At 50.0% G+C, this 17,993-nt stretch carries 10 protein-coding genes, 1 tRNA gene and 1 other RNA gene; 1 reads left to right on the top strand and 11 read right to left on the bottom strand.

The genetic code is table 11. The annotated features are described in order from the left end of the window. Positions 1 to 54: 54 nt before the first annotated feature. Positions 55 to 1,848: a TolC family outer membrane protein gene (locus tag JYB63_RS10900; RefSeq protein ID WP_205657894.1), complete on the bottom strand. Its 1,794-nt coding sequence runs from the start codon at positions 1,846 to 1,848 to the stop codon at positions 55 to 57. A gap of 461 nt (positions 1,849 to 2,309) precedes the next feature. Here JYB63_RS10900 and JYB63_RS10895 point away from each other — a divergent pair, with 461 nt between their 5' ends. After that, positions 2,310 to 2,966, top strand: a complete 657-nt coding sequence (locus JYB63_RS10895) for a transglutaminase-like cysteine peptidase (protein WP_205657893.1) — start codon at positions 2,310 to 2,312, stop codon at positions 2,964 to 2,966. 154 nt (positions 2,967 to 3,120) lie between these two features. On the opposite strand, the gene JYB63_RS10890 is transcribed toward JYB63_RS10895, so the two are convergent. The 10 genes from JYB63_RS10890 to ftsA all read right to left on the bottom strand — a co-directional run bounded on the left by JYB63_RS10890 (position 3,121) and on the right by ftsA (position 17,181). Further along, positions 3,121 to 3,453 (bottom strand): hypothetical protein, encoded by a 333-nt coding sequence (locus JYB63_RS10890; protein WP_205657892.1) that lies wholly within the window; start codon positions 3,451 to 3,453, stop codon positions 3,121 to 3,123. Positions 3,454 to 3,470: 17 nt separating this feature from the next. After that, positions 3,471 to 8,003: a retention module-containing protein gene (locus JYB63_RS10885; RefSeq protein WP_205657891.1), complete on the bottom strand. Its 4,533-nt coding sequence runs from the start codon at positions 8,001 to 8,003 to the stop codon at positions 3,471 to 3,473. Between the two features lie 117 nt (positions 8,004 to 8,120). After that, complete coding sequence (locus JYB63_RS10880; protein ID WP_205657890.1) at positions 8,121 to 8,741, bottom strand: response regulator transcription factor; 621 nt, start codon at positions 8,739 to 8,741, stop codon at positions 8,121 to 8,123. A 3-nt stretch (positions 8,742 to 8,744) separates the two neighbouring features. Next, the gene (locus JYB63_RS10875; RefSeq protein ID WP_205657889.1) at positions 8,745 to 10,148 is read right to left on the bottom strand and encodes an HlyD family type I secretion periplasmic adaptor subunit; all 1,404 of its coding nucleotides are present in this window, start codon (positions 10,146 to 10,148) and stop codon (positions 8,745 to 8,747) included. Further along, positions 10,145 to 12,274 (bottom strand): type I secretion system permease/ATPase, encoded by a 2,130-nt coding sequence (locus JYB63_RS10870; protein WP_205657888.1) that lies wholly within the window; start codon positions 12,272 to 12,274, stop codon positions 10,145 to 10,147. The genes JYB63_RS10875 and JYB63_RS10870 overlap by 4 nt, the downstream gene beginning before the upstream one ends. 386 nt (positions 12,275 to 12,660) lie before the next feature. Next, the gene (locus JYB63_RS10865) at positions 12,661 to 13,470 is read right to left on the bottom strand and encodes a hypothetical protein (RefSeq protein ID WP_205657887.1); all 810 of its coding nucleotides are present in this window, start codon (positions 13,468 to 13,470) and stop codon (positions 12,661 to 12,663) included. Positions 13,471 to 14,048: 578 nt separating this feature from the next. Further along, positions 14,049 to 14,177, bottom strand: a non-coding RNA gene (locus JYB63_RS10860) — RtT sRNA. A gap of 47 nt (positions 14,178 to 14,224) precedes the next feature. After that, positions 14,225 to 14,312 (bottom strand) — tRNA-Ser (locus tag JYB63_RS10855). A gap of 278 nt (positions 14,313 to 14,590) precedes the next feature. Then, a complete protein-coding gene (ftsZ, locus tag JYB63_RS10850; RefSeq protein WP_205657886.1) occupies positions 14,591 to 15,787 on the bottom strand; it encodes a cell division protein FtsZ in 1,197 nt (398 codons plus the stop codon). Positions 15,788 to 15,942: 155 nt separating this feature from the next. Then, a complete protein-coding gene (gene ftsA / locus JYB63_RS10845; RefSeq protein WP_205657885.1) occupies positions 15,943 to 17,181 on the bottom strand; it encodes a cell division protein FtsA in 1,239 nt (412 codons plus the stop codon). Positions 17,182 to 17,993 lie beyond the last annotated feature (812 nt).

Raw genomic sequence — 17,993 nt, 5'->3', positions numbered from 1 at the left:
TCCGGCCGGGTTTTCAGTCAGCAGTTCAGCCACTGCAGTAGGCGTAAGCTGATCTTACAGCTGAAACTTTTCTGACTTATCAATGACCATGTCTACCCGCCGGTTCATCCGGCGCCCTTCTTCCGTTTTGTTATCGGCCATCGGTTGTGATTCACCGTAACCGATCACTTCTAACCGGGAAGGATCAATACCATGCACATTGACCAGCCGCTCATAAACAGCCCTTGCGCGTCGTTCCGAAAGGCCCTGATTATACCGTTCGGTACCTATGTAATCCGTATGACCGGCAATAATGCCGACGACTTCCGGATTATCTTTCAGGAAGCTCGCAGCATCGCTGATATCTTTATCGTAGCTGTTAACCAGTACCGCGGAATCAAAGGCGAATTTAGCATCCATCCGGAATGCCAGTTTATTGCCATCAAGTTCCCTGAAGCGACTGTCCGTCAGTAACCCGGCCATAATGGCTTCTTTATCAAAAGTGGTCTGCACCGGTAACTCGGGCGGGCAACGGCCTTCAAGGTCGTTACGGGGTTCTATGGCATCCTGAGCGGCTTTGGCACCTTCCACCCCTGCCACATCATAGGCTGCCAGCAACTGCCCCATCGACGATAATGTCCGGGCCTGAGCCAGCTTAAGATTATGCACCGTATTCACATAGGTACGGCGCACTTCGAAATACTCATTTTCAGTATCCAGCAGATCCAGCAGCGTGCGCTGCCCGATATCAAACTGCTCCCGGTAGGCTACCCGGGCATCGGCTACTGCAGCCTGGTTCCGGCCAATATACTGTTCCTGCTGACGGAGGCTGCCAATGTCATTAAAGGCAATAACGGTATCCTGACGCACATCCCTGCATGCTTTTTCGCGCAGCTGATAGGCAACATCTATCAGTTTATCAAACTGCCGCTGCCGGGCAGCGTCTGAACCGCCGTTATACAGGTTGTAACTCATCAGTAATTCTATGGCTTGTTCTTCACGACGTTCATCAACACCGTCGGTGAAGTCTTCAACTTCGCCTCTGAGGCGCAAATCCAGGCGGGGCATCATTGCCGCATCACGGGCTTTACGGGCTGCGTGGGCCGCCAGAACATTCTCAATAGCTGCATTCAGCCGCGGGCTGAGCACATAGGCTCTCTCCAGTGTATCGCCACGGGTGTTCGGGATCAGTACATCCGGCAGCTCTGGCACATCCAGCCGCTCTGCCGGTAACTCACCTACGACCCTCTGAAAACGGGCTGTAACATCATGTAGATTAGTTGCCTCAGTCAGTAAGTTAGCCTCTGCCAGTGCCAGGCGAGCGGTTGCCTGTTCCAGATCGACACGCCGGGCAATGCCCGCTTCATGACGCTCTTCAATGTCGCCAAAGATACTGCGGTGCTGGATATAGTTATCTTTCGCCAGCGCGACCAGTTGCTGATAGCGCATGGTATCAAGGTAGGCCCGCACGGTTTCCAGGGCAACGGTTTCGGAGGTATTACGGAACTCATAGAAACGGACTTTACGCAAATGATCCAGCCGGTCCACTTCGTTACGGGTCGCAAAGCCATCAAACAGCATTTGCGTTAACGTTAACCGGACATTCCAGGGCTCGTAATCAATTTCCGGCTGGTTGGAACGGTCAAGCCTTTCATGGCCAATCTGACCGGTCAGATCAACTCTGGGATAGTAACCACCTTCCCCTGCACGCTGCTCTTCTGCAGCGGCTTCAAAGGTATACCAGCTGGCAAGTACATCCGGGTTCTGCACAACAGAACGGCTTATTGCTTCATTCAGTGATTTGACTGGTTCGGCCCAGGCCGGAGATGCCACGAGCAGAACTGCAGCGAGCAAGTAGCGATACGCCATCTGCCACCTCCCTCTGTCATCAAATCAAATCCCTTTGTGTTTTGATGCACCTTAAGTTTGAGATCATTAGAGAGTTATAGAACTGAAAGAACCGCCTGTCCGGTATTTCGGACTGCTTACCAGCCAGGTTTGAGCAGTGAAACTGTATCACTATCCCACTGAGATATTCGTGATGTCAGCGCCTTCAAACCACCCCGCATGATCTGATCTGCATTCGGCTTTATCTTCGGCTCCAGTGTTAAAAATATTCACCTTTCTATAAAAATAGTCGCTAGATGCAAGTAAGTAAAAAAATATTCACGATGTTTTTTTCTCAATTATTTTTATAATCCGCCGCTAATTTATTGAGTATTTAAAGATAGCCGAGTGCTTTTGCATAAAAATTGCAGTGTTTTCATCAGCTAACGTAAACCGGCAACAAATTATATTTTCACAGGCATCCCCCAGACACCATGACTCAGATGAAACGACTGACCGAATTAATTTTTATTCTGCTAAGTATCACTGCACCCAAATATGTTTTTGCTCAGGCCAGTATTCAAAAACTGCCATCGGTTACTGAAGAACAATTCGGCAAAACCGCACTGGAAACAATCAGTAACTGGCAGGCACTGTTACGCAACAGTGCCCACCTGAGCACTGACGAAAAGCTGCAGCGGATTAACAGTTTTTTCAACCTCAGAGTCCGCTTTGAACCTGACAGCCAGACCTGGAACAAGAGTGACTACTGGGCAACCCCACTGGAAACTCTGGCAAAAGCCCGGGGAGACTGCGAAGACTTCACCATTGCTAAGTACTTCTCTTTGATTTTACTGGGGATTCCGGACGATCAGCTGCAGCTGACATACGTAAACGCCACCCGGCGCTTACCCGAAAAAACCATTAAACAAACACATATGGTGCTCACATACTTCCCTGATGATGCTGATCCGGTTGTGCTGGACAATCTGATTAACGATATACAACCGCGTTCGGAACGCACTGATTTAAAAACAATTTTCAGTTTTAATGAAGACAGTTTCTGGGTCGCCGGTGAGAGCCGCCTTAACTCTCCTCAGACCCGTATCCGCCCCTGGGGAGATGTGCGTAAACGCATGCAAACTGAGGGTTTATTATAAAAAAATATCAAGTGAATTTTTCTTGAAATAAAATTCATGCATTTTTTAAAAGTTAATTTTTCTCACCATTAATCCTGATTAGCAATCAAAAAAAATGCTATCAAAATTAATGTCTGTAACAATAAATACCGTCTATATATTCCCTCTTTCCGGCTTATAAAATTAACTGTTCACTTTCTTTCTCCGGTAATATATCAAGTTGCGGCTGTAACGATTTCCGCGCCTTCTGACGGGCTAAAATTTTATCCTGAACCGGCACCGGTAAGTCGGTGAACCTGATCTGATTCTTATCAACCAGCAACATAACCAAATCCTCGATGACCCGAATCAGTGCCTTATCCATCCTGGACAGTTCATCATCTTCAATGGCAGAAGCCAGCTCGAACACATCTTCACAATCCTGATCTTCAAGGGCACTAAAGCCTTCCAGTGGAATTTTACTCACAGCGGCAATACGTTGCCGGTTATCCCTTTTCACGTAGATCATTCCGATACCTGCAGTATTCAGTCTGTTATTAACTTACCATTATTGACCAAATCCTGAATAAGTGCCGCCTGATCTGTGCCGTTCAGGTCGGTAAAAGCGGTTACCAGATCGACGCCGGACAACTCGATGGTCTGCTCAACCGCACTGTCATCGAAGCCGGCATCAAAGCCTGCGGAAGTACTGATGTGAATAACCGTATCGCCGTCGCTGTTCAGGTCGAAGTACAGATAATCCGTCAGATCATTATTCTGTTCATCCACCAGTAAGTCACTGAGATCCAGAACATCCCCCTCATTTGCCGGCAATGCTGTGTTGAAGTCTGTGATGACATCAGCGGCCGGGTCTCCTGGTGTACCGCCATCATTCAGATTCCAGACAAAGGTATCGCTGCCCAGCCCACCGGTCAGGGTATCGTTACCGGCACCTCCGATCAGTGTATTGGCAAATTCATTGCCCCCCAGCGCATCGGTGGCTGAGGACCCCGTCAGGGTATCCATTGTGCCGCTGATATTTATATCGATGGCATCCGATGCGGCATCGGAGTCGGAATCCACAACCCGTATCGGTGCCTTCAGGCTAAAGTCCTGATCCTCGGACAGATAATCAACCGTCAGCGTATCCGGCACCAATTTATAAGCACCTATATCTGACTCAAATACGATCAGGCTAAACTCTGTCAAACCCGCGGATGAAGCTTTAATTTCCACCATCTGACCATCCGTTACCACCATGCTGCGGGTTTCTCCCGGAGGCAAATCCGCATAACTGAAGCCATCCTGACCTAACTGCGCCAACACTGCCGGCGTCACTGAATACACGGTATAACGCAGGATCGTCAGCCCACTGCCCACCACATCCACCTGTACGTTGACCCGGGTAATGTCCTGATCAAACCGCATAAACAGGTGATCTTCCCGGTTGAAATCCGCATCAATATCCTGCCCCGCACCGACCCCCATCGTATTGGCACTGGTATCAACCGTACTGCGGACATACTGATTGCCGTTAAATTCATAACCGTAGAAGGTGGTTTCAACAGGATCACTGTTTAATCCGGAAGAGGTCTGTAGCGAAGAAGCGCTGTTATTACCGCTAAGCCCCTGCCCAACCGTTGCTGATACTTCTGTTTCTATGGCCACGTATTGCTGGTAGGTATACGTGTCCATTGCATCATTGAGGGTCAGTTCGAAGACCACAGTACCGTCAGTCGTAACCCCCGTTAACGTCTGATTAGCACTGTCGTGTGTGTACCCCAGGGTCTGATTATTGGCGTAGAGCGTGGCGCTTGGTGTAAATTCGCCCCAGTTAAAGCTTTGTGGCATGTCCGCAGAAGGATCTATGCTCAGGGTACCCACGACTGAACCAACACCGTTCAGCCCCATACCGTCTGCTACGGCAATGATCTCGGGCTGGTCGTCAATCTGAATAATGACAATATGGGCTGGTGCAGACGTAATGCCGTTAATATCGGTAGCGGTCACTTCAAAGGATGCACTTGTCTGATCACTGTCCGGAGCATGGGTAATCGCTTTCACCAGGCTATAGCTATAGTTCACCGTGCCGGTGGACGGATCGTACCCGGTAATAACCATTTCTTCCTGCGCATTACTGAAAACAGTAACGGGAACCAGTTCGGTCGCGGCCAGTAAATCACTGACCAGCAACACAGTACCGGCAATTGTGACTGACGCCAGACCATCCTGGGCATTCACACGGAAGCTGCCATTGGTTGATTCACTGTCGTCAGTATCAGAAAGCAGTCCCACGTCATATACCGTACCACCCGGGCAGTCTGTTTCTACAGTGACAGGCTCTTCAACAGGGTTTACTTTCAGTGTCAGTGTTGAGTCATCGGTATCCAGGCCATCTGTCACGGTGTAGTGAATAACCGGCACCAGCCCGGTAAATCCGACGACGGGTACGAAGCTGAAATCACCGTTGCTGCTGATACTGATGGTACCCACACCGGCAATTTCCACTGGCGTACCGTCTGCTGCATAAACCGTGTTATCTCCGGTAACAGTGAAGCTGACGACACTGGCAGGATCAGGGCCATCCGGGTTAAAGGTATTCAGCAACAGGTTCCCGGTTGCCTCTGAAGGCGTACCACTACCATCTCCATGGTCGTCACACGCATCACCTTCTCCTTCTCCTTCTCCTTCTCCTTCGCCTTCTCCTTCGCCTTCTCCTTCTCCTTCGCCTTCTCCTTCGCCTTCTCCTTCTCCTTCGCCTTCTCCTTCGCCTTCTCCTTCGCCTTCTCCTTCTCCTTCGCCTTCGCCTTCGCCTTCGCCTTCTCCTTCTCCTTCGCCTTCTCCTTCGCCTTCTCCTTCGCCTTCGCCTTCGCCTTCGCCCTCGCCTTCTCCCTCGCCTTCTCCCTCGCCTTCGCCTTCGCCTTCTCCTTCGCCACCGGTATTTTCATTCAGTTCAACGTATTCATCGCCGTCTTCAAGATCGTTAATCGGGTCAATTTGCAGCGTCAGTGTAGACAGATCATTATCCTGTCCATCCGTGACGATGTAATTAATCACCGGTATTGCTCCGGTGTAATCTTCTTCCGGGGTAAAAACAAAGTCACCATTACTGCTGATATTGATGGTGCCCACATCCGGAATACTGACGTTGCTGCCATCTGCCGGATAGACCATTGCGATCCCAGTAATGGTAAAGCTCACAACACTGGCAGGATTTGGGCCGTCCGGGTTAAAGGTATTCAACAGCAGGTTGCCACTGGCCGGTGTGTCTTCGGTCACAGTCACCACTTCATCACCGTCTTCCAGATCATTTTCTGCGGTGATGTTCAGAGTCAGTGTTGAGTTGTCAGTGTCCAGACCATCCGTAACCGTATAGCTGATGACAGGTACATCACCGGTATAGTCTTCCGCCGGAGTGAAGGTAAAGTCTCCGTTACTGCTGATACTGATAGTGCCCACATCCGGGATGCTGACATTACTGCCATCCGCCGGGTAAACCGTTACATCACCGGTCACAGTAAAGCTGACCACGCTGGCAGGATCGGGCCCGTCAGGGTTATCGGTGTTCAGTAACAGGTTGCCATTTGCCGGCGTATCTTCCGTGACATTAACGACTTCATCGCCGTCTTCGAGATCATTTACAGCAGTGATGTTCAGGGTCAGCGTTGAGTTGTCAGTGTCCAGACCATCCGTAACCGTATAGCTGATGACTGGCACATCACCGGTATAGTCTTCCGCCGGGGTGAAGGTGAAGTCCCCGTTGCTGCTGATACTGATGGTACCCACACCCGGAATATCCACATTACTGCCATCCGCCGGGTAAACTGTTACATCACCGGCAATAGTAAAGCTGACAACACTGGCCGGATCCGGCCCGTCAGGATTATCTGTATTCAGTAACAGGTTGCCATTTGCCGGCGTATCTTCAGTGACATTGACGACTTCGTCATCGTCCTCAAGATCATTCACTGCATTGATGTTCAGGGTCAGCGTTGAGCCGTCGGTATCCTGGCCGTCTGTTACCGTGTAGCTGATCACCGGCACATCACCGGTATAGTCTTCCGCCGGAGTGAAGGTAAAATCCCCGTTACTGCTGATACTGATAGTACCCACTCCCGGGATGTCCACATCACTGCCATCCGCCGGGTAAACCGTTACATCACCGGCAATGGTAAAGCTGACAACACTGGCCGGATCCGGCCCGTCCGGGTTATCGGTGTTCAGCAGCAGGTTGCCACTGGCAGGCACATCTTCAGTGACTGCGATGACTTCATCGGCATCATTCAGCTCATTCTGCGGATTAACGGTAATGTCGACCGTCGCCGGTTCCGATGTATTACCGGCTTCATCAGAGACCGTATATTGAAAAGAATCCGGACCGTTATAATCAGGATCTGGCGTATAGGTTACCGCTCCGGTAACCGGATTAACGCTGACTGTACCATTGTCGGGCTGGGAGATAATTAAAACAGTGGTAGGGTCAAGGTCTCCATCCGGGTCGGAGTCGTTGCTAAGAACATCAATGATGACAGAAGAGCCTTCATCAAGACTCACTGCATCATTTACCGCAACTGGTGGTTGAGTGCCTTCTTCCTCGATTGCTAACAGGTCCGGAGAAACAAAAGGGCTGCCCGCGGCTAACTCTCTGAACCCACCGAAGGTTGAGAGTGTCGTGGTTTCGACAATACGCGTCAGCACTACAAAATCATGGCCTTCGCTGGCGCCTGGGCCAGCAGCACCGGCAGCCGGCTCAGGTAACACATCCGTTGGATCCTGGCCGGCTTCAATCGCTGCCAGTACCGCAGCAACTGATTCATCCGTGATAGCTTCTTCAGTGGCAATTGATTCATCGCCCGCAACCATATTGTTACTGATTGCTACATCAACAGGCTGATCAAAAGACATATACGTGCCGTCAGTCAGTGCCAGCTGCACGAAAGCTCCCTCTGAAGGCATAAGAACATCACCCTCAGTCAGAACGTCCCCTATCTGCAACTGACGCAATTCCCCTTCACTGTTCCGCACGAATACTTCACCAGACATCGCAGACACTGTCGCGACAGGTGTATCAGAAGCCATGGTGCTCTCCCCCTTAAACCGATTTTAAAAGTATCGATCAGTCGTTAAAGAGTAGGCATGTCCCACAGAGTTATACCTGTACCTCAGGTACAATATGAACAACTTTCATAATGGAATTTATAAGGCGAAGACTTCGTGCTCATTCAGAAGGAGCACCAGATGTACCCTGTCACGGGCACCGGATTTTGCAAACAAAGATGCCAGGTGTGCCTTAGTCGTCCGTTCGGTAATCCCCAGAGAACCGGCAATTTCTTTATTCGAAGCGCCTTTAGCAACCAGTTGAGCAACCATTTGTTCCCGTGCCGTCAGGTCGGCGTAGAAAGAGGCCCCCTCACAGCTGACGGCCTGCATATGCCGGGCACTGACTTTCAAAACCTTGCCGATGAACTCTGCCCCCACCCAGTACCCACCGTGTTCAATAACCAGGGCGATTTCCTTCAGTAATGCTGGTGCCGCCAACACATGACAGTATCCGGCAGCGCCGGCACCAAAGACCTGCATAGATTCGGCATCGTTAGGTAAATTAGATAAAACAGCCACCGGACAGGGAAACTGCGGTACATATTGCAACCACTGTGCTTTATCGCCGGCATTCAGGGCCGTGAAATCGAGCCATATCAGGCCCTCTCCCTGATGCATACGCAGCGCTTCCTGCGGTGTTCTCACCGTCAGGGCGTCGGGAAACGTTTCATGCCAGCGCACCGGCGAAAGTTTTTTCTGGCTGACGAACACATGCATCGTTCAGCGCTCCGTTAAGGCGTATTGTCTGGCTCTGAATACGGGTTTAAGCATGTAATGCAAGATGCTTTTTTTACCCGTTAATATATCCACTTCAGCCACCATTCCCGGAATAATGGGCTTTCCCTCACCCATGCTTGCTTCTAATGTTCGGACTCTGACGATATAAAACGGCGCACCGTTTTCATCCACAACAGTATCCGCACTGATATGCTCCACCGTGGCTTTTAAACCGCCATAAACAATAAAATCATAGGCGGTAAATTTAACTAACGCTTCCTGTCCCGGTCGTAAAAAGGCAATATCCCGGGGATTAATTTTTGCCTCAAGTAACAGCGCATCATCCGAAGGCACAATCTCAATGATATCCCTGCCCGGTAAAATCACCCCGCCAATAGTATTAAAAAACAACTGCTTAACGGTGCCTTTAACCGGCGACACAAGGGCAGTTTGTTCTACCCTGTCCAGCAGGCCCCGGCTGCTTTCTATCAGCGTATTAATCCGCGATGTTGTACGTGACAATTCTTCACGCACATCATTTTTAAACTCTAACGCTACCTCACTGATACGGTTTTCGGCTTCCGCAATGGTTGCCAGAATACGTTGCATTCTGGCTGATACCTGTGCCCGCTCCCCGCTTAGCCGGGACACTTCACGACGCAGACGTAATACTTCTATTTCTGACACCGCCCCCGAAGATAACAGTGGTGCGCTGACTTCCAGCTCATGGGCGGCAAAGCTGTAACTGCGGTCCAGCTGGGACTTTTCCGCACGGGCCTCTTCCAGCTCCTGGCGACGCTGATCTAACTGCTGGCGGGCAATGCTTCTGGCCGCTTCAAGCGCTTCCATACTGGAACTGAACAGCGCCATCTCCTGTTCCACCACATCGGGTACAGACTCGGCCATCTCGTTACTCGGATAAAAAGGCACTTCTTCAGCGACTGAGCGCAAACGTTCGGCTTTTACCTGCAGAGAAACAAGTTCAGCGCGGTTCTCACGAAACGAAGCAACCGAGCGGGTGGCATCCAGCTTTACCAGTAACTGACCCGGCTCCACCGCATCGCCTTCTGCGACCGCCAGCTCCGTTACCACCCCGCCGTCCTGCGACTGAATAATCTGAACCTGCCGGGAAGGAATTACCTTAGCTTCCCCCCGGGTAACCTCATCAATCTCAGCATACGCAGACCAGGCGATCAGCCCGATCACCACCAGAATAATCACATACAACAGCTGCCGGGTTTTAACCGGATCCTGCTCAAGCATTGCCCGGTCAGCATCTTCCAGCCAGTTCAGATTGTCCGGTTCATCCACCGGAATCCAGTGTTCAAAAGCCCGGTCCATAAGTCTGCGTCCCGGTGACAGGGAAGTTTCAGAATCATTCGGCGGTAAAGGTGCTGAGCCATTCATACCGCCCTCCCGATCCGGCCTTTACGCAGCGCTTCAACGACCTGATCCCGGGGGCCATCCGCAACAATTTTGCCGCTGTCGAGCACGATAATACGGTCCACCAGCTCCAGTAAGGCGGTGTGATGCGTAATCACCAGCATCGTTTTTCCCACCGCATAACGGCGCAGATTTTTCAGAATTGCAGCCTCAGAGGCGTGGTCCATTGAACCGGTCACTTCATCCAGTAGTAACAGCGGGGGCTCATGAATGATGGAGCGCGCCAGCGCAACGGCTTTACGCTGCCCGCCGGACAAAAACTCCCCCCGTTCACCGACATTCATGTCGTACCCCTGAGGATGAGCATTAACAAAGTCATATAGCTCAGCAACTCTCACCGCCCGCTCAACCGCTTCGTCACTGGCCATGGGATCAGCAAAAGTAAGATTTTCCCGTAGGGTGCCATAGAACAGCGTGGCCTCCTGAGGAACAAACCCCACCTGATGACGCAGCTCCGCCGGGTCCAGCTGGCGCACGTCAATACCGTCCACCAGAATCGCCCCTTCACTGGCCTGATACAAGCCAACTGTCAGGCGCTGTAACGTGGTTTTACCGGACCCAACCCGGCCAAGTATCGCCACATGTTCGCCGGCATTAATATGAAACGAAATACCCCGGAGCGCCTGCACTTCAGCCCCCGGATAGGTAAAACCAACCTTACGAAACTCAATCTCCCCCCGAAGATGACCACGGCTAAAGAAATTCTGATCAGCCGGACGTTCTACCGGCTGTTCCATAATGGCATTCAGTGTAGTCAGGGAAGCACGGGCATTGTGGTACTGGGTTAACAGCGCTGCTGCCTGGCCAAGCGGAGCCATCGCCCGGTTCGCCAGCATCATGGTAGCAATCAGCCCACCGAGGCTCAGCTCACCTTCTGATATCAGATAAACACCAATCACAATCACACTGACACTCACGAGCTGCTGAATCCACATGGCGAAATTCAGGTTACTGGTAGCCAGTAACCGCAGCTGCACTCCAACCCGGTCAAGATACGCAGCCGCTTTTTCCCAACGTCGCTGCATCACGCCTTCTGCAGTCAGGATTTTGAGTGTATCCAGACCTATCAGACTCTCTATCAGCACAGAGTTACGCATTGAACTGGCCTGATACATACTTTCGGTCAGGTGTTTCATCTTGCCCTTGGTGGTCATGGCATAACACAGAATCAGAAATACCCCGATCAGAGAGGGCACCATCATCAGGGGCGAGATCCATCCGAGTACCAGTATAAAAATCAGCGTAAAAGGCAGATCAATCAGTGCCGTCAGCGATGCAGACGTAATAAAGTCCCGCACCGTTTCAAAGGAGCGGAGGTTGGCAGCAAACGCACCGACAGATAATGGCCGGTACTCCATCTTCAGCCCCAGCACCTGCTGCATAATGCGAACGGACAAAAGAATATCCACTCGCTTACCCGCCAGATCCAGAAAGTACCCGCGCATAGTCCTCAGCAATAAGTCAGCGATGAGCACAATGCCGATTCCGAATGCCAGCACCCATAAGGTTTCAAAGGCATGGTTAGGCACCACCCGGTCATACACATTCATTGTGAACAGCGGTAGCGCAAGGGCGAACACATTAATAAACAACGCTGCCAGAAGTACATCCCGGTATAAGGCAAGGTTTTCTCGCATTGCCCCCCAAAACCAGTGGGAAGGTTTATGGTTGGTAACCTCCGGCGTTCTGGCATCGAACGCCAGCTTAGGACGTGCATAAATCACGGCACCGGAATAACGCTGATCGAGCTTTTCTGCCGGAACTTCCATCACACTTTCCGGAAACTCCGGATAAATAACCTGAGCAGACTGTTTATTCCGACTCCAGGACATCAGCACACAGGCTTCGTCTCCTTCCAATAATAAAACCGCGGGTAAAGCCCGGCTCTTAAGGGCTTCCAGCGGTTTCTTCAGTATTTTGCTGACAAAGCCTGCACGGGCAGCGGCACGGGCAAATAAGGAAGGGGTAAGATGTTGTTTTTCCAGAGGTAAACCAGCAACAAGGCTTTCGCGGTTCAAACTGCTCCCATGAAAGGAACTGAGCACCAAAAGGCACTCAAGCAGATGATCAATACCTGTCGCTGTGCGCATACTCCCCCCTGTTTCAAACGTCACAGAAGCGCTGATTAACGGTAAAGCCGTCTATTTAATTTAGTCGAGTCTGTTAAAACTTATAAACTTTGCAGCACATTTTTTATAACAAGTCAGATAGCGGAGAATTCAAAAGGAGGCGCTTTCAGCCAGTGTAAGCACACACTGACCTAAAGCTAACTAACAGAAAACCAGACGTTTTTAACAACGGCTCTCTACATAACAGCACCGCTATGCGGAAGTCTTGTCTATTGTAGAAACAGCCCATCAGACAGCCTGAGCACAGGATGCTTTCCGGATACAGGATTGCCAGCGAAACACCAAAATTAAACAGATCCATGAAACACTGTTTACACAACCAAATGCCCTGTCATGTAACTGAAATATTAATACTGCAGCCTGGTCAGCCCGCAGGAATATCCCAGTGCTTCATTCTTCTTGCTGGCCTCCGGATAAATATTATCCAGCAACCATTCTTTGCGCTTACAGCCATACATTGCCTGCTTGAGGCGGGAATCCATCACTGCGCATTCGGCGAGCTTATCATCCATAAATTGCTGGGTTTGCAGGAAAAAATCTGTCGACTTGAGTGGTGACATATCGGTCAGTTCATAGCCCAGTACGCCGAGCATCTGCTTATGACAAACAACATTCTTGGGACCCAGCATTGAAATATACTTTTGCACAGCCACATCAATCCCTTCGATTTTCAGTCCTTCCCTGTCGACAGAACAGGCATCCATTACCCGCCCCAGCGTATTACCGGCCCCCTTAAGGGGTAAATGTGCTTTATATGAACTGCCCCTGGCATCGGTGATTTCCACCAGTAATTCTTTGCCCTGCAGCATTTGTCTGGCCAGATGGGTTTTATCAAAGTCACTGGCAAACACTGAATCTCCCCGGGTAGACACGATCCAGTCACTTTCTACCGAATCCTGCTTATCTATCCGGTAACGCACCGGGTAACGGTTACCAATGCCAATAAACTTACCCACAGAAAAAATCAGATCGAACTCTTCTTCCTGTAAACATCTGGCAAGTGCCAGACTGCGTTCCTTCACTGAACGCACCATAGCAATATGTGTTTCCTGATCAGTAAAATCATCAACCCGCTTGGCATAAAACCAGTCTTCAGCCGCCAGTTGCGCCGGCAAACATAAACCTAATGTAATCAGTAATATACATAGTCGTTTCATGGTAATTACTCCCATTCACGATTGTGTATGCACCTGCCTGGATGTGAATGCCAATCCCTGTGGCTCATATAATTAAGCTTAGACCATAAGATTTTGCAGCTTGGTTTTTGGCGGTAAACGGAGGTTCTCTGGTTCGCTCAGAACCCCGTTAAAATCAGGCGCAGAATGCCGGAATTCCCTCTGCTAAAAGGGCTGATAGTCTTACAGCTGCTATGAAACGATTTGACTTAGAGCAACAGGAAAGGAAAGTAATGGATGTGGATAAGCTGAGGGAGGGATTACGCAGCTTCGCGGCTCACCCTCCGGGTGTTGCAAAGAGCGCAACATGCTCTCGCTTCGCTCGGGTCGAACCCACGAGATTTTATTCGCTACGCTCACCCTGCGGGCCATCGTCGCAGGCTCCGATGTGGTCTCGCTTCGCTCCGCTCGAACCCACGAGGTTTTATTCGCTACGCTCACCCTACGGGCCATCGTCGCAAGCTCCGATGTTATCTCGCTTCGCTCGGTTCACCCTCTACAAACTCTTTAGATACAAAAAAGCCCCGGTTGTAACCGAGGCTTTTTCGTTTTGAATTAGATGGCGGTGAGGGAGGGATTCATTCGCCGCTGCGCGGCTCACCCTACGGGTGTTGCAAAGAGCGCAACATGCTCTCGCTTCGCTCGGCTCGAACCCGCGAGGGATCTCACCCTCCACAAACTCTTTAGATACAAAAAAGCCCCGGTTTTAACCGAGGCTTTTTCGTTTTGAATTAGATGGCGGTGAGGGAGGGATTCGAACCCTCGATACGTTTCCGTATACACACTTTCCAGGCGTGCTCCTTCGGCCACTCGGACACCTCACCGCATTTCCTCCGTGCTCCTCAGCACTTCAGAGTGGCGCGTACTTTAATGGAATTCCGGTGCTAAATCAAACCTGTAAGACGAGTTTTTACAATTTTTTTCAATGCTGGGGAAATAAATTTACATCTGCGGTTTCTGGGCTGTATTCAACGCAGGAAAATCACCCATAAAAAAGCCCATTCAACAGAGTTGAACGGGCTTTTTTTAACGAACAGTGCTTACTCAGATCCGGTTATTCAGGGAAGGGACGTCCTCTGATAACCGACAGCTCAGCGTCTGATCAGTCGGCCTGGCGACGCAGGAATGCCGGGATATCCAGGAACTCCATATCGTCTGTACCGGTTTTCTTCGCTTCAGTTGGTTCAGCTACCGGTGCAGGGTTATCTTCCGCACGCAGTGAGTCAGATGCTTTATTACGCATCACCGTTGGCAACTCCAGCTGGCTGTAATCTGCAGCAGCGCCACCGGCAACCGCAGCACGCTTAGGTGCGCTGTTTACAACCCGGATTTCCTGCTCAACTGCAGCCCCCAGACCAGTAGCAACAACGGTTACCTTAATCTCTTCGCTCATTTCCGGATCGATTACGGTACCTACAACAACGGTAGCGTTTTCAGAAGCAAACTCTTCAACAACCTGACCGACTTCGGAGAACTCACCCAGTCCCAGATCCAGGCCAGCGGTGATGTTTACCAGAATACCACGGGCACCCTGCAGATCGATGTCTTCCAGCAGCGGACTGCGGATAGCCGCTTCAGCCGCTTCAACACCGCGATTTTCACCCCGTGCAGTACCGGTACCCATCATTGCCATGCCCATTTCAGACATAACGGTACGAACGTCGGCGAAATCCACGTTGATCATCCCCGGACGGATAATCAGGTCAGCAATGCCCTGAACCGCACCTTTCAGTACATCATTCGCCGCGTTAAACGCATTGATCAGGGAGCAGTTCTTACCCAGCACCTGCATCAGCTTTTCATTAGGAATGATGATCAGAGAGTCAACATTTTCAGACAGCTCTTTGATGCCCTGCTCGGCAATCATCACCCGCTTTTTACCTTCAAACGGGAATGGTTTAGTAACCACTGCTACCGTCAGAATACCCATTTCTTTAGCGACTTCTGCAACAATCGGCGCTGCACCGGTACCAGTACCACCGCCCATACCGGCGGTGATGAATACCATGTCTGCGCCACGGATCATTTCCGCAATGCCTTCGCGATCTTCCAGTGCAGCCTGACGGCCCACATCCGGGTTCGCACCGGCGCCCAGACCTTTGGTGATTTCACCGCCGATCTGCAGCAGGCTCTTGGCCAGCATGTTGTCCAGTGCCTGTGAGTCCGTGTTGGCGCAGATAAATTCCACACCGTCCACGTCCGTCGACACCATGTGCTGAACGGCGTTACCACCGCCGCCACCTACGCCAATCACCTTAATAACGGCGTTTTGCGGTACGCTATTAACTAATTCAAACATGTCCCTTTCCTCCAGCTTAAGCGTGCTTTTTTACGCTTAGGTCTGTCTTTCTAATTATGATTGATGCGCCGGCTCCGCCAGCGTATACAACTTGTTTTGTACTGAAGGTCTGCAAGCAGCGCGCAGACCAATCAAAATATTAGTTCCCTGCCGTTTCAGAAATTTCTCTGAAACCAGCTTTTCATCCGTTGCAGTGCCGGCGTATTCGGCACTGCAGGTATTTCTGCCGGCATTTCTTCCTGCCGGGGTACATTATCCTGTTTGGCATACTGCAACAGCCCAATGCCGGTGGCATAAATCGGGCTGGCAAGTATGTCTTCCATCCCTCTTACGCCTTTTGGCAATGCCAGACGTACCGGCATATGGAAAATCTCTTCAGCCAGTTCGACTGCACCTTCCATTTTTGCCGTACCGCCGGTGAGCACAATGCCTGCAGCAATCATGTCTTCAAAACCGCTGCGGCGGAGCTCCGCCTGTACCAGCGTAAATAACTCGTCATAGCGGGGTTCAACTACTTCCGCCAGCGCCTGACGAGACAGATCCCGTGCTGGCCGGTCACCTACACTCGGTACTTTAATGGTTTCTTCAGCCCCCGCCAGCTGAGCCAGCGCACAGGCGTACTTCTGTTTAATCTCTTCCGCATTCAGCGTCGGAGTACGTAACGCCATTGCTATGTCGTTTGTCACCTGATCACCGGCAATCGGGATAACGGCTGTATGCCGGATTGCACCGCCGGTGAAAATGGCAATATCGGTGGTACCGCCACCCATATCCACCATGCAGACACCCAGCTCTTTTTCATCATCCGTTAATACGGAGTAACTGGATGCCAGCTGTTCCAGCACGCTGTCATCGACAGCCAAACCACAGCGCTGTACACATTTCTCGATATTCTGGACCGCATTCACCGCACCGGTTACCAGATGAACCTTGGCTTCCAGGCGTACACCGGACATTCCCAGCGGCTCACGGATACCTTCCTGATTATCGATCACATACTCCTGCGGCAGAATATGCAGAATTTTCTGATCCGCCGGAATAGCCACCGCCCGGGCAGCATCGATTACCCGTTCAAGATCATGTTCCATTACTTCACGATCACGTACAGCAACAATGCCATGGGAATTCATACTGTTAATGTGACTGCCGGCAATGCCTACCGTCACTGAATGAATCTTGCACCCTGCCATCAACTCAGCTTCTTCAACGGCCCGCTGAATAGATTGCACCGTTGACTCGATATTGACCACGACACCACGTTTCAGGCCCCGGGAGGCATGCGAACCGATACCGACAATATCAATCGCACCGTCCGGGCCGACTTCCCCCACAAGACACACCACCTTTGAGGTGCCTATGTCTAACGCAACGATCATATTGCTTGCCATGGTCATATCTAAAACCGCTTTTCTTGCTCCGGCATTGCTGCGGAGAATTCAATGTTTCGAGTCTGTCTGTTATCCCTGTGGAAAACTAAATTCCGAACATTGCTTTCCGTTGCTAAGGCACTCCTGCTGAGTATCCACAACCGGCCCGGCTGACTTTCTGGAAAAACATTTATCAACAAACGTTGGCTGTTATTTAGCCATGTTGGTTCTGCTAACTGTTTTTCCACAAAATGCTGAGCATTTAACAACCAGCATAGTTCAGTTTTTAATCAATCCCAGTTCAAAACCGGCATTTTTAATAATTAATGCCAAGAATAAACCATTCGATTTATTTTTTAAGCATTTTTTTGGGATATTGAATTAATTCTTTTCCCACAGGCAAACATATGCCGCCGTGCATCTAGTTATCGGCAATAATCTGCCATCTTTAGCATAAATTTCACCGTGATAGCTCAGTTTCGGGCTATCAGGAGTTATCCAGATCTTACTGTACATTTTTAACACAATTTAATTATTTTTTGTACAAAAAATAATCAGAAATCAAAATCCTGTTTTGAATAAACAGCCAACAATCAATATTTAATTTTGATTATTTTTATAAAAATCAAAAATTAATATTGATGTTTTTTATAATTTTCAAAAATTAATATTGATGTTTTTTATAATTTTCAAAAATTAATATTGATTATTTTACAAAATTTCAATATTTAATTTTGACGATAAATATATAATTCAAGATTGATTTATGATTATTCCCGGCATCTGTTAATAACTGATAAATAACGAAACAGGCAGAAACAGCCCACAGGCTTCTGCCA

This window comes from Aliamphritea spongicola (assembly GCF_017051665.1).
Classification (GTDB): domain Bacteria; phylum Pseudomonadota; class Gammaproteobacteria; order Pseudomonadales; family Balneatricaceae; genus Amphritea; species Amphritea spongicola.
The sequence above is the reverse complement of the archived record's forward strand: the minus strand, read 5'-3'. Positions and strand labels throughout refer to the sequence as shown.